This is a genomic window from Streptomyces sp. ISL-87 (genome assembly GCF_018614095.1).
Lineage (GTDB): Bacteria > Actinomycetota > Actinomycetes > Streptomycetales > Streptomycetaceae > Streptomyces.
On the sequence record NZ_JAGGOY010000016.1, the window covers coordinates 1 to 15,787 of the forward strand.

Annotated in this window: 16 protein-coding genes; 12 read left to right on the plus strand and 4 right to left on the minus strand. The window is 69.0% G+C overall.

Annotation, left to right across the window (positions count from 1 at the left end):
• From J7I97_RS05235 to J7I97_RS05285, 11 genes are all read left to right on the plus strand, one after another.
• Positions 1-670 (plus strand): hypothetical protein (locus J7I97_RS05235; RefSeq protein WP_214931210.1); only part of this gene is annotated, 670 nt, incomplete at its 5' end.
• Positions 671-736: 66 nt separating this feature from the next.
• The gene (locus tag J7I97_RS05240; protein ID WP_214931211.1) at positions 737-1,096 is read left to right on the plus strand and encodes a hypothetical protein; all 360 of its coding nucleotides are present in this window, start codon (positions 737-739) and stop codon (positions 1,094-1,096) included.
• 124 nt (positions 1,097-1,220) lie between these two features.
• Complete coding sequence (locus J7I97_RS05245; protein WP_214931212.1) at positions 1,221-2,096, plus strand: hypothetical protein; 876 nt, start codon at positions 1,221-1,223, stop codon at positions 2,094-2,096.
• A 118-nt stretch (positions 2,097-2,214) separates the two neighbouring features.
• Complete coding sequence (locus J7I97_RS05250) at positions 2,215-2,637, plus strand: DUF6409 family protein (protein WP_214931213.1); 423 nt, start codon at positions 2,215-2,217, stop codon at positions 2,635-2,637.
• 381 nt (positions 2,638-3,018) lie between these two features.
• Positions 3,019-4,038 carry a DUF3560 domain-containing protein gene (locus tag J7I97_RS05255; protein WP_214931214.1) on the plus strand — a complete coding sequence of 340 codons (1,020 nt, stop codon included), beginning with the start codon at positions 3,019-3,021 and terminating at the stop codon, positions 4,036-4,038.
• Between the two features lie 69 nt (positions 4,039-4,107).
• A complete protein-coding gene (locus J7I97_RS05260) occupies positions 4,108-4,806 on the plus strand; it encodes a hypothetical protein (protein ID WP_214931215.1) in 699 nt (232 codons plus the stop codon).
• 56 nt (positions 4,807-4,862) lie between these two features.
• Complete coding sequence (locus J7I97_RS05265; RefSeq protein WP_214931216.1) at positions 4,863-5,291, plus strand: DUF6197 family protein; 429 nt, start codon at positions 4,863-4,865, stop codon at positions 5,289-5,291.
• 50 nt (positions 5,292-5,341) lie between these two features.
• Positions 5,342-5,740, plus strand: coding sequence for a DUF6181 family protein (locus tag J7I97_RS05270; RefSeq protein ID WP_214931217.1), 399 nt, complete (start codon positions 5,342-5,344; stop codon positions 5,738-5,740).
• Positions 5,737-6,345: a DUF6349 family protein gene (locus tag J7I97_RS05275; RefSeq protein WP_214931218.1), complete on the plus strand. Its 609-nt coding sequence runs from the start codon at positions 5,737-5,739 to the stop codon at positions 6,343-6,345. The genes J7I97_RS05270 and J7I97_RS05275 overlap by 4 nt, the downstream gene beginning before the upstream one ends.
• 200 nt (positions 6,346-6,545) lie before the next feature.
• Positions 6,546-6,824, plus strand: a complete 279-nt coding sequence (locus tag J7I97_RS05280; RefSeq protein WP_214931219.1) for a DUF6211 family protein — start codon at positions 6,546-6,548, stop codon at positions 6,822-6,824.
• Positions 6,821-7,531, plus strand: coding sequence for a hypothetical protein (locus J7I97_RS05285; RefSeq protein WP_214931220.1), 711 nt, complete (start codon positions 6,821-6,823; stop codon positions 7,529-7,531). Before J7I97_RS05280 ends, J7I97_RS05285 begins: the two co-directional genes overlap by 4 nt.
• Positions 7,532-7,827: 296 nt before the next feature.
• On the opposite strand, the gene J7I97_RS05290 is transcribed toward J7I97_RS05285, so the two are convergent.
• Complete coding sequence (locus J7I97_RS05290; protein ID WP_214931221.1) at positions 7,828-8,382, minus strand: hypothetical protein; 555 nt, start codon at positions 8,380-8,382, stop codon at positions 7,828-7,830.
• Between the two features lie 255 nt (positions 8,383-8,637).
• Positions 8,638-8,964: a hypothetical protein gene (locus J7I97_RS05295; RefSeq protein WP_214931222.1), complete on the minus strand. Its 327-nt coding sequence runs from the start codon at positions 8,962-8,964 to the stop codon at positions 8,638-8,640.
• A gap of 460 nt (positions 8,965-9,424) precedes the next feature.
• Here J7I97_RS05295 and mobF point away from each other — a divergent pair, with 460 nt between their 5' ends.
• Positions 9,425-13,855 (plus strand): MobF family relaxase, encoded by a 4,431-nt coding sequence (mobF, locus tag J7I97_RS05300; RefSeq protein ID WP_251058497.1) that lies wholly within the window; start codon positions 9,425-9,427, stop codon positions 13,853-13,855.
• Here mobF and J7I97_RS05305 read toward each other — a convergent pair.
• Positions 13,794-14,960: a hypothetical protein gene (locus J7I97_RS05305; RefSeq protein WP_308369291.1), complete on the minus strand. Its 1,167-nt coding sequence runs from the start codon at positions 14,958-14,960 to the stop codon at positions 13,794-13,796. The genes mobF and J7I97_RS05305 overlap by 62 nt on opposite strands.
• On the minus strand, positions 14,944-15,774 hold the full coding sequence (locus J7I97_RS05310; RefSeq protein ID WP_214931224.1) for a thiopeptide-type bacteriocin biosynthesis protein: 831 nt from the start codon (positions 15,772-15,774) through the stop codon (positions 14,944-14,946). The genes J7I97_RS05305 and J7I97_RS05310 overlap by 17 nt, the downstream gene beginning before the upstream one ends.
• Positions 15,775-15,787: the final 13 nt, after the last annotated feature.

Genomic DNA, 15,787 nt, shown 5'->3' on the forward strand with positions numbered 1-15,787 from the left:
GGTCCAGCCGGCCTCGGGCACTCACTCTCACCAGGAGACAGAGATGGAACAGCGGCCCACCGTCGCAGACCTTGCCCACCCGATCGCCGTCGCGCTCGGCGGGACCTGGCGACCGCAGCAGGGTTACCACGGCGTTCAGGAGCTGCATCACGCCGCCACCCTCACCCACCCCGACAGTCGACAACTGCACCTTTCCGAGCGCTTCGATGACCCCGGATACGTCCACATCCGGGGCGCATTCCCCGCCACGGACTACCCGTTCCGCAGGGGCGAGCGCGACAGCGTCCGCGTCGCGATGAGCGAGGACCCCGCAGGCATCGCCGCCCTGATCTCCGGCGATCTGATCCCTTTGCACCGCGACGTTCACGAGCGCGTGAAGCAGCACAACCGCGAACAGGCCGAGACGCGACGGGACGTCGAAGAACTCGCCCGCGACATCTCCGACCGGCTTCCCGGAGCCCGAACCCGACTCGACGGGACATGCGCCTACATCTACATGAACCTTGAGCCGGGCGAAGTGCGAATCGGACTTGACGGGGGCACCGTGAACGTCGTACTCAACGACGCACCCCGGATAATCGCCGATGCCGTCGTATTTGCAGTAAGCCGATTTCTGCCCCACGTCCAGACCCCCGAGGATGAGCACGGCGAGCACGAATACGCCCTCTAACCCCCTGGCATTTCTGGCGGCGTGCTCCCGTAGCGCGCCGCCCCCTCCGCGGCGAAAGGCTATGTGATGAGCGCCGACATATTCGTTATCGAGCCGCGATGGACCGTGCAGGCCCCGCACCTCCGGTGCACGCTCAAACGGGGTCTTGCGCTCCAGGCAACACAAAATGTCTGGTCCGACACCGAGCACATCAATAACGCGGTAGCGATGGCTTACGCAAATGAACTCCCGGATTCCGGCCGATGGTTGCTCACCCGGTCACAACTCCGCACGCTCAAAATTGCGATTGAGTGGCGCAGGGGAACGCGCGCGGCCAACGACCGGCATACCGCCCCGGATATCCTCGAACACTGGACGGAAATTGAAGACCAGGTCATAGAGGCATACCGAGCGGCGAGCCACGCGGAAGGGCTGTACTGGATCTGAAAGGTTGCCGAATAGCCAAGAACATGGTTTAATTAGTGATGTCGGAAGGGGAGGGCAACACCCCGACCGACTCCCGGGGGTCAGCCGGCCCCGGACGCCCATCTCTCGCCAGGAGGACCGCGAAATGCCCCGCAAGCCGAAGATGACCGACGAAGAACGCCGCGCCTACAGCGCGAAGATGCGCGGAGAACTCGAAGCGGTGATGGATCGAGCGTACGGCGCGATGGTCGCCAGTGAGGATTTCTGGGCAGTGGTCATGCGTACCGCCGCGACGCTGGCGGACCGGAGCCCCGTCAACTCCATTGCCGTAGCCGTCCAGTGCCCCCACGCCACCCGCGTACTCAGCTCCGGAGACTGGCGGAAGGCCGGACGCTTCCCGGCCAAGGGGTCCACCTCCATCCGCATATGGACGCCGATCAAGCGGCGGTCCGAAAGTGGGCAGGATGCGACGGCCACGGCCGCCGACGGGCAGCAGCAGGCGCCGGGCGAGGCTACCGCCGAGGGGGAGGGTTGGAAGGTCTCAGGCTTCAAGGCCGGGCCCGTTTTCGACATCAGCCAGACCGACGGCGACGCCTACGAGCCGCCCGCCGCCGCCCCCCTCGCCGTCGAGACCATCCGGGATTCCCTGATCACGCAGTACCGGGATGCGTACCACGAGGACCCCGAGCAGTCCGGAGGATTCGACTTCACCCGAGACGCCCCGGACAACGTCGCGCGCATTCTCCTGTACGGCCACGCGTGGCGACGCATCACCGAGGCGGACGCCCCTCTTCCCGGTCAGCACGCGGCCGAGGTTGCTTCAGCCGCCCACGTCGCCGCGCTGATCCTCGGAATCGCCCCCGGACCGGTCGTCATGCCCCCGCTCGCGGGCATCATCACCCAGGACAAGAAGCCCCCGGTTCACGAGTCCGCCGTCCGGGTTATCGAGACTGGCCGCGCCATCGCCCACGCCGTTACTACGGCCGCCGAGCGCAGCCGCGAACTTGCCCCCATCGGTTGACCCAAGCCTAGAAACATGGTTTAATTAATGGTGTCGGAGGGGGAGGGCAACACCCCCGACCGACACCCCCGCCGGGGCCGACCGGCCCGGCGGAACCTCTCACCAGACAGGACACGACATGCTCACCACGCGACAGACCCCCACCGTCCAGGACTTCCCCACCGCGACGCTCGTACTGGCCGGACCCTGGTTCCGGGGCCACCAGCTCGACACCCGCCCCGCCGTCGTCGTCGGCCCGTTCGGCGGACCGGAGTTCGCGGACGAGGCCACCATGTCCGTGGTCTGGTACTTCACCCTGGGGACCCCGCAGCCCGGCGACAGCGTCCAGGCGATGTTCCCGCACGAGCTGACGCCGATTGACGACACGCTGACCACGATGCACCAGGACACGTTCCGCGACATCGTCCGCAGCCTGCGCCGGGGCCGGTTCGCCTACGACGACGGGGACGCATTCCGCGCCGCAGTGCGCCAGGCATGGCGCGAGCGGACCGGACTGGCCGACGTCGACCCGGCCGCGCGCCACACGCTCCACCGAAGCTGATCACGGCCCCGACGGTCCGGGGGAGGGCAACACCCCCGGACCGGCAGGCTCCCCAGCACCCAAGCGGACACCCCTTCGGGGCGGCCGAACAGGTCCGGTGCGTTCACCGCCGCCGGCCGACTCCGCCGCAGGCGGCTCCGTCGACCGCCGTCGGGCACCGGACCGCGAAGGACGCGCCCCGCGGGGGCGCGGCAGCCCCTGCCGTCGCGCAGGGCGCGACGGCCCGCGAGCCGATCGTCCCTCACGGCCCGCGAGCCGATCGTCCCTCACGGCCCGCGAGCCGATCGTCCCTCACGGCCCGCGCCCGTGGTGCAGCACCGCCGCCAACGCAAGGTCCGGCGATCGCCGGACCAAAGACTCTCACCAGAAAAAACCAGTTCAATGACTATCGGAATCACGCACACCCGCCGGGCAGGCACCCTGATCGAGGGCACGAGCCGGGGCGACAGTTCGGCCGAGATCCTGCGGCTCCGCGAGTACGGCAGGACCGGGCGCCAGCCCTTCCGCTGGAGCAGGCACCTTGGCTGCTGGTACCTCCCGCACAGCCGCGACCACGCCACCTACACCCCCTCGCTCGAACTCCTCGCACAGCGTCTCCGGGAGAAGGGGTTTGAGGTCGAGCTGACCATCGACAACGCCGACCGCCGCAGCTTCAGCGAGGCCGAGCAGGACCGCGAGGAGCGAGCGGAGGACAGGGCCGAGCGGTTCGCCGGGTACGCCGACAGCGCCGCCCGGAATTCCCAGGCTGCGTGGAAGTCCGGCAGGGAGATAGCCGACAACATTCCCTTCGGCCAGCCGATCCTGGTCGGTCACCATTCCGAGCGTCACGCGCGACGGGATCGAGAGCGGATCGACAACGCGATGCGCAAGAGCATCAGCGAAGGCGACCGCGCCCAGCACTGGGCCGACCGCGAGCGAGCCGCCGCTAACTACGAGCAGTTTCGGAAGAACCCCGGCCGCACCCTCCGCCGCCTCGAAAAGCTGCGGACCGATCTCCGCGCGGTGGAGAAGTGGCAGCGCGGCGAGTCCGCCAAGGGATACTTCCGCAACCCTGGGGACCCGGAGCTGGAGATCCGGCACCAGGAGCTGACCGAGGAGATCGAGCACTGGCAGACGGCCATCAAGGAGGCCGAGACCAAGGGCTTCAAGGTGTGGTCGAAGGCCGATTTCCAGCGCGGGGACTTCGTGCTCCACCGAGGCACCTGGTACGAGGTCCTGCGCGTCAACGCCAAGAGCGTGACCATCCCGCACATCCACAACGGCGTCGGTGAGTTCGTCGTGCGCGCCACCGGTAACCGGCTCGACTGGACGTGGACGGCCCCGTACGACGACGTGTCGGGACGGATGAGCGCCGACGAGATGCAGCAGAAGGCACCGGACGCTTCGGCCGCCGCCGCGTAACGTCCCGCCCGCCCCGGCGGCCGAGCGCCCCGGGGCGGGCCCCCTCTCTCACCAGAACAGGGCACCACCATGACCACTCAACTCCTTGACCGGCCCGCCGCCGTCACCGTCTCCGGCGACGAGCCAGGCACCATCACCACTCCCGGCTCCGGCCAGCTCGACCACCTGACGGCCGTACCGGAAGGGGATACCACCATCGCCCTTCAGGCCGCCATGCCGTACCGCATCGGGAACCCGGACATTCAGTGCCGCTACCCCGTGATCGTCGGCGAAGACCGGGTCATCGGGCGGGCCTACCGCTGGCACCGTGACTGGCTGGTCATCACCAGCGAGGGAGAGCACAACCTCCGCCGCCCGCCCAAGGGCGTCCCGGGCATCGAGATGGCCGCCGCCCACCTTGCCGGGGAGCACGCCACCGGTCGCGTCACGGCCGTCCCGCTCGACCAGGTGCTAGCCGAGGCTCCCCAGCCGCTGTGCGGGCCGGTGCCCCTGCTGCACCCGCGGATGCCCGTGAACGACCGCAACGTCAAGAGCGCGCAGACGGCGTTCGCCGGTCTTGCTGAGCACTACTGGAGGGCAGTCCACACCGGGTTCCCCGGCAGTGACAACCACTGGTTTCTCTCCTGTGAGCTGTGCCCGTGGGAGGGTCCGAAGTTCTGGAGCCACCTGCGCGGGCGCAACGGCGCCCCGCCCAGCGACTACCGCCACGAGGGCGGGTGCGTCGGCAAGGAACGGGTGCGCGCGCTGATCACCGCCTACCAGCAGTAGCCCGAACCCGGGGGCGGCGCGGCGCCGCCCCCGGGCACTCCTGAACGGACACCACCATGCCGATCCGCCACAGCCCCGAAAGCGTCGTCATCCCGGACACCCCCGCCGGCATCCTCGAATGGGCCGCCAGCCATATCGTCCACGTCGGCATCCAACAGGGCCCCGGCCTCTTCGCCGGCCCCGGCCGCACCGCCACCCTCCCATGCTGGCCGCGCGGCGCCCTCGAAGTCGCCGCCGGACACGGGCGGGGAGCCGCCGGCCGGACGTACGACTGGGACCGCATCCACGCAGGCCGCGACCAGGCGCTTCACATCCTCGCCGAAACGCTCGCAGGCCACCCCGTCGACGCCGACGATCCCGCCGCCGCGAAGACCGAGCACCGCGACGTGATCGACCAGTGGAGCGCCGAGCCCGGCCGCACCGCCGAGGAAGCCGCCCAAGCCTTCCGCGACGCCGCCGCCCGCACCGACCACGCCCTGTTTTGACGAACCGACGCCCCGCCCACCAGCACACAGCGCACCCGAAGGCCAACAGCATGGACGAGACGAAGGAATCCCGAAGCACCACCAGGACGCCGAACCGCCGAGGCGCCGCAACCCCCAGCCGGGATGGCGTCCACCGGATCAGCGTTCCCCTACAACCCCGCCTCAGCGCATCCGAACTGATCCGCGTACTCCTCGCAGCCCCGGAGGAGACCGACCTCAGCGCCCTTGACCCCGTGGACATCCGGTCGCACATCGCCGACGTGCTCACCCAGCACGGCTTTGACGTACTCGCCCGGTCGCCGTACTACCCCTACCTCGACCGCCACCAGGACGCCCGCCGCGCGATACGCCGTGCGTACGGCGCCCGGTTCCTCGACGCACCCGCCGAGCAGGCCGTACTAGCCGATCCGCTGCGGGAAGTCCTCGCCGCCCGGAGCGAGGAAGCGTGACCGCGACCACCACCGAGCGGACCGGCGCACGAGCACGACATACGTACTACTGGCAGGTGCGAAACGCACGAACGCGCGCCCGTGTCCAAAAACAGAACGCCGCGGAGACGTGGCACATCCAGGCCGGACACCCGGGCGGCTCGTACTCCGACCTGGGCCAGGACCTCACGCCACCCGCGCACCACACCCCGACCCTGCTCGCCCGCAGCCGGCCCGGCATCCAGGACGACGACGAGTTCCGGGGAAGCTGTCTCCACTGCGACTGGGAAGGACCGACCCATCGCGGCGACCGCTGGGGCGAGGCCGACAACGCGGCGATCGAGAACGCCCACGACCACGCGTTCCCCGGCTGGCGCACCCTGCCGCCGATCACCAAGGTCAAGGAGCGGTGGGAGGCTACCCGCAGCCAACGCCTCTGGCACCAGCTGACCTCTCTGTACCCGGCGAAGTGGGTGGAGCAGGGCGCCCCGCTGGTGGTCTGGAGCCGCTACCGACACGAATCCCATGCCCCGCCGCACCGTGGACGCCCCAGCTACGAACTCCGCATCGACAGGCCCCCGAGCAACCGCAGGGAGCGCCCGACAGCACAGGAAGTCCTTTTCTGATGAACGCCGTCCGCCGGGCCAGAGCCCCACCACGAAACCACAAAGGTGGTTTAATTACTCCGCCGTCAGCGGAGTAGGGCAACCTCCGACCGGCCGAGCGTCGAAGCGACGCCGCCCCACCCAGACAACGAGCGACGGCCAGCGCACATGGGCAACACGGCGCTGGCCGTCAGTGTTCTCTCACCAGAAAGAACCCCACCATGCTATGCGACCGACACCCCGACTGTCCCCAGCCCGGCGACATCGCCCAGCTCAAGAGGGGTAACAGCCTCGGCGCCGACGACACCGACAGCTTCGTCATCGTCGAGGACTTCCCGCCGACCGGCCGGCACCTCGTGCTCAACCTCCCCGCCGACCACTCCGGCCGCGCCGACTGGGCCGCCGCCGTCCCCCTGGATGACATAGCCACCCTCACCCGCCTCGAACCGACCGGCAGCCGCTCATGGGCGCCGGCCCCGGAACCGGACGCCACCGAATGACCCCGCCGAGCGGTCACGCCCCCGACTACGAACAGGAGACGACCGTGCCCCGCAAGACCGGCCGCACGCTCTACTCACGTGCCGACCTGCGCAAGGTCCACAACATCAGCGAGCCCACGCTCCAGAACCTCTGGACCGACCGCGAGAACAACGGCCACCCGCCCGTCACGGAGAACATCGACGGCGTCATGCACTGGGACGGCGACGTCTGGGCGAAGTGGCACCACGAACTCCAGCGCCAGCGAGCCGCCGCGAACACCACGAACCCGCCGAAGCTCGACGGCGACCCAGAAGAGGAAGTGGGACCGGCGGAGGCGGCGCGTGTCTGCGGATTCTCCGACTCCGCCACCGTCTCGCACTACGTCGAGAACCCGCCGGAGGGGTGGCCCGCGCCCGACGGTTGGGACGAGCTGCCGACCCGGCGTCGCCCGAAGTGGAAGCGGTGGCGGCTCTGGCAGTACGTCGCAGAGCGGAAGGGGCGCGGACATGCCGGCGGACGGCCCCGGGGCCGCCGCGGACTGGCCTACCCCTACCAGGGAGACGAACGGCTCACGCTTGCCCGGAAGGCTCTCGCCGCGAACCCGGGAGCTAAGAATGCCGACCTGATCGCGGGGCTTCAGGACCAGACGGAGAAGACGTACTCCCGTACGGTTTGGAACCTGATCCTCAAGTCCGCCCGCGAGCACCCGGAGGAGGACTCGTCATGACCGAGGCCCGCTGTCCACGCTGCGGCGGCCCGCTCGGCGGACGCCCCGCTCGCACCCGCCTGACAACCGACCGTGACGTGTGGATCTGCACTCCGTGCGGCACCGACGAAGCCGTACGCGAAGCGACCGGCCAGACGCCCGTTCCCTTCGGTGACTGGCCCCTGAGTTCGTAGCATTCGCTCCGCAGCCCCGGCCCCCCGATCTTCGCGCGGGGGGCCGTTCGCATGCCTTCAGCGGATGCAACAGCTGCACGCGGTCCGGCCCACCGCAGCCGTGCCCCTGCTGGAGGCACCCGCTCAGTCGAGGTTGCCGGGCTGCTTGATCCAGTGCGGGAGGCGCGCCGTGTTCGACCGGGCGCTGGTCAGCATCTCCTCCGCCTCGCCGAGGACCTGCTTGAGATGGTCAACGTGCTCGACCTTCAGGTTGAGCCGGGCCTCCAGGAGGATCATCAAGGCACGGGCCGTGTCCGCGCTGGCCTTGATCAACGGATCGGCCTGGGGCGCCTTCGTGCGCATGTCGCGCAGCACCCAAGCGATGGTGGATACCTGCCAGTACCACAGCAGCGGTACCGCCTCCGGCCGGTCGTCTCCCTCTTCCATCGCGACGGTCAGCAGGTGGTTCAGCGCGGCCCCGGCCTGGTGATCACCGGTCGCCGCGAGTTCCTCCTGTGCCAGGTGAGCGACCTTCGCCGCGCGGCCGAACGCCGCGGTGGCCAAGGCGGCCTTGGTGAGAGTCTCCGTGGCGGTGGACCCCTGCGGGATGTACATGCTGGGTGTACCACCGAGGGCCTTCACGATCTTGGCGAGGTCCATGGCACCGGGGACGGCGGCGGAATCGGGGGTAGCGCTCATAGCCAGCCAGGTTATGGGGCGTTTCGCCGCTGGTGCCGAAGGCTCCGTGGTGTCGCCGCAACTCCGTAACCGCGCCAAAGCGGCGACCACCCCTCACCGCCGCTCACGAAGCCGTGCGTCGAGGCTGCCCTCAGCGCCGACGAAGGTAACAGTCCCACCGGACCTCAGCCCTCCGTCCCCAGACCGCAGCGAGGGTTGATGAGGGCGGAGGCCGTCACGCTCCCTGCCCTCACGCGTTCGGGGCGGAGGTACCAGTCAGGGCTGCCCTTCATCGCCGCGGAGCTTCCGCAGCCACTCGGTGGGGTCGGTCTCGTACACCTTGCGACCGGTGATTTCGCTCAGCAGCTCGACGTTGCCCGTGTCCATCGCCATCATCATCGCGCTGCCCCGTAGGGCGGAGGCGGCGGTGAGCAGGTCCTCGTCGCTGTATAGGGCGGAGGCGACGGTGAGCAGGTCCTCGTCGCTGTAGTCGTTCATGCGCCAGCCGACATCGTTCATCCGCTCGACCAGCAGGCGCAGCGCACCCGCAGTAGAGACGGCCTGGCGGACAAGGGCAGCGAGTTCCTCGTTCCGATTCCCCATGTCTTCAGAATGACGCTGGCCGGCCCCGATGTTCTACGCGACAGGCTGCGCCGACCACGACCGGTCCTGACGCACCCCCCACCGACCCCTGGAGCGCGACGTCCTCACCGACCTCGACGCCGTGGTGCTCTTTCAGGCGCACCACGTCGGCGCCCGAGTTGGTCAACCCGACCTTGCATCTTCGGCGAGTACGCCCAGGCTCGTTCGAGTCTCGTCGTACGAACCCGCAGCCGTATGCAAGATCCAGTTGCCCTGTGCAGGTCCAGATGCAAGGTCAATCTGACCTATGCAAGGTCAGCCGCTACAGGACAGCCGACGAGGGAGCGCCCCACCACTTCGATGTCCGATCTTGAACTTAGAGGACCAAGGTATCGTCACTTCGTGACGATACAATCGGCAAAGACGATCGAATCTGACTGAGTAAGGGCGGGGGGTGAGCGGGCCGATGGGGTGGGTGACCATGATCGGCCCGTCCGACGAGCAGGTTGAGTACCGCCTTACCGGCGGTCATGGTTGCGGGAAGTCCACCACGGTCGACGCGGCCCCCCTCGTCGCCGCCGTCGAGGCCAAGGCCGAAGCGGCCAGTGCCCCCGTCGCCTCCTTGCTCGGCTCCCGCGAGGCCAAGCGCGCTTTCTTCCGCGCCCGCGGACTCATCCGCAGCAAGGGCACGGCGCGGTTCACCGGGTTCGACGCCGTCGAAGTCGCCACCGCAGCCGGTCTCGACGTCCGCGACCTGTACGGCGAACAGGCCCTTCCCCGACCGGCCGCCGACGGACAGGTGGACTACCACCTGGACGCCAGCGAACGCCCCCTGGTGTGGATCGGCAACGGCCTCAACGAGTTCGACATCACGCCCGGCAGCGTCCTCGCTCCTGAGTACTTCAAGGCCGCCCGCCGCCTCATGCACGGCGAGGACCCCCGCACCGGGCAGACCCTCGTGGAGCCCAAGCTCGCCATCGCGCCGGCCGCGAAGCTCCCCGCCGCTCCGTTGGCTCGTGCCATCCGCCGCGCCGCCGCCGAACGCAGTGTGAACCCCGTGACTCTGCTGGACTCCAAGCGGAAGCAGGATGCCTTCCGCAGGATGGAGAGCCAGCTCAAGCGGTTCGGTGAATCGCACCGCGTCCCGGCCTCCACCCTGCTCAAGCTCGCCGACGCCGTCGGCATCGACGCCGTCGACTTGTACGGCGAAGACGCGTTGGAGAAGGCCGTGGCCGCCGAGGCGGGCGGCCACCTCGACGCCCGCGCACTCCTGCGTGCCGTCGAGGTCCGCGCCGCCGAAACCGGATGCGCGCCCGGCGACCTGTTCACCGCCGCGTCCCTGAAGCGCCGGTACGCCCAGACCGCAGGGGAGGGCGAACGCCGCCTGCGGGACCTGCCCATGGACGTGCGCGAAGCCGTCGCCATGGCCAAGGCGGCAGGGCTCGCACCCGAGGACGTGTGGGACGCCGAGGAGATCAAGGCCGCTCTCCTCGAAGGACGAGTGCAGGTTGGCAACTTCGGTGCCGACGTCACCTTGGATCTCGCGAAGTCGAAGTCCGCGTTCCTCGCCTACGCGCCCGAGGAGATCGCCGCCGAGGTGGAGGGCATCTACACCTCCGCCGGCCGCGAGTCCATTAGCGCCCTGGAGCGGTGGACCGCATACGGCATGCGCGGTCGCCACGGTGACGGTGACGAGGCGGAGACCGTACAGACGAGCGGGTTCTCCGGCTGGATGATGGTGCACCGCGCGGCCCGTCCCGTGGACGGTGCCCCGTACGGCGACCCTCATTTCCACCTGCACTTCACCCTGGCCAACATGGTCAAGGGCGCTGACGGCAAGTGGTCCACCATGGCCAGCGGGGGCCGCGACCTCCACCGGCACGCCCGCGCCACCCAGTCCCTCATGAACGCCCGCATCCGGCGCGAGCTGACCGACAAGTACGGCATCAGCTTCCGCCGCGAAGAGCGAACCGGCGCATGGGAAATCGCGGCGATCCCCGAGGCTACGATCCGCCTCTTCAGCAAGCGTGACAACCAGGTCCGGGACCTGCTGACAAAGCTGGGCATCGACTACGACAACGCCACGACCCGCGAGCGCACCGCAGCCTCCACCGCGTCCAAGGCCGCGAAGAACGGAGAAGCCGCCGGAGTCGCGGACGACGTTCTGCGCGGCTACTGGCAGGCCGAAGGCCGCGCCGCCGGTGACGACCCCGACGCCATCGCGGCCAGCGCGATGCAGCAGGACAGCTCGAAGCGCAACCCCGGCCTGGATGAGCTGTGCGCCCAGGTCTTCCACCCGAAGACCGGCCTGACCAGCCACTCCAAGGACTTCACCCACGCCGCCGCCATCGCCGCCGTCCTGGACGCCCTCCCGTACGGAGTCGCGCACGCCGAGGAGGCCGAACAGCTCACCAACTCAGTCCTCCGGCACGCCGGGTACGCGGTCAAGCTGGACCCCAAGGGCGCCCAGCACTTCACGCACGCCGACCGGTACACGACGGCGGACATCGTGGCCGCGGAAACGCTCATCGTCTCCGAGGCGACGAGCCGTCTCGACACACAGGCCGCCGTCGTCAGCCGCGACACGGTCGACATGACCCTGTCCACTGTCGAAGCCCAGCACGGCGGCACCTTCAAGTTCTCCGATGAACAGCGCGCCGTGCTCGAACGGCTGCTGACCGCCGGCCACGGAATCGACGCCGTGGTGGGCATCGCCGGATCCGGCAAGACCACAATCATGGACACCGCCCGGCAAGCGTGGGAGGCCCACGGACTCGTCATCGCCGGAGCGAGCACGGCCGCTGTCGCCGCCGGGAACCTCAAGGCCGAAGCGGGCATCGAGTCCCGCACCCTCGCGTCATGGCTCACCGGCATCCGTACCGGCGGCGCCGGCCTCAACGGTGTTGACGTACTGGTCGTGGACGAGGCCGCGATGTGCGATGACCGCGACATCGCCGAACTCCTCACCCATGCCGCGAAGACCGGGACGAAGGTCGTCGGCATCGGTGACCCGAAGCAGCTGCACTCGCCTGGCATCGGCGGCAGCTTCACCGCCGTCCACCACCTTGTGGGCGGCCTCACCCTCAACCAGAACTTCCGGCAAAAGGACATGGTCGAGCGCCGGGCACTGGAGCTGTGGCGGGACGACAACAGGGTGGAAGCGCTCCGTACCTTCGCCGGAACCGGCCGCGTGCACGCCCTCCAGGACAAGGACGCCACCCTCGCCGCGATGCTCACCGTCTGGGCCGACAAGCGCGCCGCGCACAGCGACGACCACACCGCCGTGCAGCAGCTCCTCATGCTCGCCGCCACCAACGAAATCGTGGAGGAACTGAATCTCGGTGCCCGTGCCCTGCGTAAGGCGAGCGGCGATCTCACCGGCCCGGAACACAGCTACGCCCTGCCCGGTGGCGGCGAACTGACGCTGTCCGTCGCTGACCAGGTTCTCCTTCGGACCAACGACTACCGGGGCAAGCGGAGCCGAGGCGAGAACGAAGACGTGCTGAACGGCTACCGCGGAATCGTGCGAGCCGTGGACGACGAACGCCGGGTGCTGGTCGAGTGGCGCGAGAAGACCGCCGACGGCCACCGTGACGTTGCCGAATGGGTCGATGCCGACTACATCGCACAGGGCGGACTCAGCCTCGGATACGCGATCACCGGCCACAAGTCCCAGGGTCTCAGCGTCCAAGAGGCCCTGGTCTACGGACCCGGCGCGCAGGCGAACGCGCTCTACACGATGATGAGCCGCGACAAGAAGGAGTCCCATCTCTTCCTGCCGCTGTCCGTCTATGAAACCGACGCCGACCGTGCACGCGGTGGCGACGCGCTCACCGAGCAGGAACAGCTTGACCGCGCGGTCGCGGGCCTCATCCGCGAGATCGAGAGCGGCACCGAGGAGCGCATGATCCTCACCGAACTCCCGAAGAACGCGGTCCCCGCTCACGTCCGTCAGGCCGTAGCGGATCTGCCGACCCCGCGCGCTCCCGGCGCCGGCGACCCGCACGAGGCGGACGCCCCCGGGGACGCGCCGGAGTCCGAGGACCGGCGTACTCCGGACACCACGGAGCGGCCCGCGGTGTCGGCCGCGCCTCTGGAACCCGCGCCTACGGCTGACCGCCCGTACGCTCACCTCAGCAACACGGCTCTGCGCGACGCCGTGCGCAAGGCTGCCACGGCTGCGCGCGCCACCAGAACGGCGGCCGAGAAGGCGGAGGCCGCAGCCGACCGTGCCGGACAGCAAGCCGCCGCTGGAACCGGACCGAACGTGCTCACCCTCAACCGTCGACACCAGGATGTTGCCGGCCGCGCTACGGCGATCCGTGAAGTCCGAGCACTGGACGGCATGATCGCCGAACGGACTACTGGTCTGCACGGCGTGCAGGGACGACTTGAAGGACTCGAACAGCAGCTGACCGCCACCGGCCGCTTTGGCCGTCCAGCGTTGCGCGGAGATGCCCGGGTCACGGCCGAAGCCGACCGCGACGACCTGCGTCGCACGTACGTTGAGGCCGGGCGCGAACTGGAGCATCTGAAGAAGCGGCTCGGCGAAGTTACCGAGATCGCGGGGCCTGTCGATGAACACGAAGCCGTCCTCACCGAGGCGGACATCCCGCAGCCAGATAAGGACGTTCTGCTCCGGCGTGCTCAGGAGAAGGACAACCAGGGAGCCAAACAGCTCCGAGCGGAGGCGGCCAAGGTGCGGAGCACCGCTCGCGGCGCCGAATACCGGCAATCCGGGCTCCAAGAGGAGATGACGCGGCGAACTCGACGGGGACGGCAGCACGCCGACGTCGAAGAGTCCCCGGCGCCGTCCGCCCCGAAGCCAGAGTCTTCGTACGCCAACCGCACTACAACGGACTTCTCGCAGCTTCCTCAATCTCCGGAGACCCCGGACACGCCGCTGATGTAGAAGAAGGACGGCCGACGCTATGGCGAATGATGCGATCACTCGTGCGTAGCGCGGCTGTGAGCTGGTCGCCCAGCTCGATGGGGAGCGCCCCGGTTTCGAGTGAACAAGCGTCGAGAAGAACACGGCACTCTTGCTTCTCCCGGTCCGTGGCGAGGGCCGTGAACAGAGGGTGAGCGAGTGCTTCTCGGGCCACGTAACCGTCCGTCGCCTTTATCGTCCGGCGATGCAGCTCCGTGACCACTAGGTGCGCAACCGGGTCCTTTGCCGAGTCGACTACGTCCAGCACAGCGAGACCGAGTCTCGTGTCGAAGACGGCCATGTCGTCCCGGTCGGGGCGTTCGACGTAGGCGGTTACCAGATCCCGCAGGGAGCGTCGCCAAGGCCGGCCCGACACGCGGTGGCACAGCACGGACAAGTAGTCCGTTACGGCCTGCTCCCATGCCTCTCCGGGGCTTGCATGAGCCAGGAGACTGCTGGCTTCGAGGCCGTTCCCGCTCGTGAGAGCTGCGAGGACCGCGACCTGTCGGCCGTCGAGCATGCGCTGTCCAACGCCGCGGTGGGTCTCGACGTGGACGAGTGCTTCGGCCCAGCGGCCCGTAGCGGTCAGGGCGCGCGTGCCGTCGGCGAGGACGACGCTCCAGAGCCAGGTGCGGACTTCGTGACGGTCGGCAGGGTTCGCCACGAGGTCCGCAGGTACAGCGATGCCGTCGACCTCGACGGGGTGTCCGTTGGTCACGGCGTCGAACAACGCCAGGAGGCATTGGCGGCCTTCATCGGCCTGCCCGGCGCGGAGTTGGAGGCGCGCGAGGTTGACGATGGGTTCGAGGGCGCGGATCGCGGCACTGCCGGGCAGCGGGGCGGCGTGAAGGTAGGCGCCGGCGTGCTGGTGGCACATCGCGCGGGCGGTAGCCGCAGCGCCGACGTCAGAGGCGATCAGGGCGGCCCGGTTGTAGATGGTCGAAGCCACACTCGGGTCGCCCCGCTTCACCGCGGTGGCGGCGAGTTCGGTCAGCGCCTGCACGCGTTGGCGCAGGGGGAGGCAGGCCGGGCGGGGACGAGCGACGAGCGGGAAGCGCTGGGCTATGGCATCAGGGAGTTTCCACACGGTCCGCGGCGCTCCTCTCGGTGGTGGGGTTCGGGCCGAAGATGACGGTTTTGGCGGCGGCCGTGAGCGTGGCCTGCGTGGCGTAGGGCAGACCGATCCGGTTCCAGGCGAAGATCACGTGGTGGGCCAGGACGTCACGCAGACCACGGTGGAGCTGACCGGCGGCTGTGAGATCGGCCAGTTCCCTTCCGGCGTCGGTGTAGGCGCGAGCCCACCCCGCGACGTGGGCAAGCGGGCCGTTCGGCTGCATCGCGAATTGCGGGTCCACGGAGAGCAGGCGGCGCACGGCGGTGTGCAACTGGTCGTGGTTGTCCTGTTCGGTGCCAGGGGGTAGGGCGCGGTGGGCGGCGACGCGGGCCCAGACGTCGCCCTGCTCGTACCAATCCAGTCCAGCGGAGCGCATCATGAGGCTGCACAGCATCAGGGATGTCTCTCGGCGGTGTTTGCCGGCCTCGCTTTGTAGAAAGTCGATGATGCTGCGGCTGTCGCGGTGAAAGAGCCGGTGTGCGGAGGCCATGGCTTCGGTGCCGCCGAAGGCGTGGACTTCCGGTTCGTAGATGATCTCCGTCCAGCCCTTGATGTACCCCTCGGCCATCAGCGAGTCGAGGCCCTGGCTGATGCGGTCCTGCCCGTCGGCGGCGAGCTGGTAGCGCACGCGCCAGCAGGGGTGCTTGCGGACGATGAACCACATATTGAGGGCGCCGTCGCTTTCGGCGGCGCGAAGCAGCGGGGCGAGTCGGGTCAAGGCGGTGATCTCGGCGCGTTCCCAGTCGCGGAACGCTACGTTCACCTGGCACCAGGTGGATGGATTCATGAGGCGGTCTCCA

Coding starts and splice junctions, on each gene's coding strand:
- J7I97_RS05265 (WP_214931216.1), top strand. CDS start 4,863: ATGCCGATCCGCCACAGCCCCGAAAGCGTCGTCATCCCGGACACCCCC.
- J7I97_RS05240 (WP_214931211.1), top strand. CDS start 737: ATGAGCGCCGACATATTCGTTATCGAGCCGCGATGGACCGTGCAGGCC.
- J7I97_RS05245 (WP_214931212.1), top strand. CDS start 1,221: ATGCCCCGCAAGCCGAAGATGACCGACGAAGAACGCCGCGCCTACAGC.
- J7I97_RS05290 (WP_214931221.1), bottom strand. CDS start 8,382: ATGAGCGCTACCCCCGATTCCGCCGCCGTCCCCGGTGCCATGGACCTC.
- J7I97_RS05250 (WP_214931213.1), top strand. CDS start 2,215: ATGCTCACCACGCGACAGACCCCCACCGTCCAGGACTTCCCCACCGCG.
- J7I97_RS05285 (WP_214931220.1), top strand. CDS start 6,821: ATGACCCCGCCGAGCGGTCACGCCCCCGACTACGAACAGGAGACGACC.
- J7I97_RS05295 (WP_214931222.1), bottom strand. CDS start 8,964: ATGGGGAATCGGAACGAGGAACTCGCTGCCCTTGTCCGCCAGGCCGTC.
- J7I97_RS05310 (WP_214931224.1), bottom strand. CDS start 15,774: ATGAATCCATCCACCTGGTGCCAGGTGAACGTAGCGTTCCGCGACTGG.
- J7I97_RS05255 (WP_214931214.1), top strand. CDS start 3,019: ATGACTATCGGAATCACGCACACCCGCCGGGCAGGCACCCTGATCGAG.
- J7I97_RS05280 (WP_214931219.1), top strand. CDS start 6,546: ATGCTATGCGACCGACACCCCGACTGTCCCCAGCCCGGCGACATCGCC.
- J7I97_RS05260 (WP_214931215.1), top strand. CDS start 4,108: ATGACCACTCAACTCCTTGACCGGCCCGCCGCCGTCACCGTCTCCGGC.
- J7I97_RS05270 (WP_214931217.1), top strand. CDS start 5,342: ATGGACGAGACGAAGGAATCCCGAAGCACCACCAGGACGCCGAACCGC.
- mobF (WP_251058497.1), top strand. CDS start 9,425: ATGATCGGCCCGTCCGACGAGCAGGTTGAGTACCGCCTTACCGGCGGT.